1 protein-coding gene is annotated in these 233 nt (G+C 69.1%); it reads right to left on the bottom strand.

What is annotated here, in order from left to right; translation table 11 throughout:
- Window positions 1-233: hypothetical protein (locus HKX41_13695; protein ID NNC25186.1), on the bottom strand; the 233-nt coding region annotated here is incomplete at both ends.

Here is a 233-nt window from a genome sequence, read left to right as displayed (position 1 = left end):
AGCAGCGGGCGCAGCGCCGGCTCCAGATAGATGCGCTCGGCGGTGAACACGGTCTTCTTGTAGGCGAAGCGCACCCCGCGCAGGGTCAGCGGGCCCGACAGCGGGCCTTCGGCGGACTTCCAGGTGAAGCTGGAATCGGCCGGCAGGCGCGCGACGATCTGCGCCAGCAGCACGTCGCGGCCGGCGATGGTGGAGATCAGCCAATACGCCGCGAACGCGATCAGCAAGGTCAG

Source organism: Salifodinibacter halophilus, from assembly GCA_012999515.1.
In the GTDB taxonomy this organism is placed as follows: Bacteria; Pseudomonadota; Gammaproteobacteria; order Nevskiales; family Salinisphaeraceae; genus Salifodinibacter; species Salifodinibacter halophilus.
Note: the sequence above shows the minus strand (reverse complement) of the source record. Positions and strands in the feature narration are given on the sequence as shown.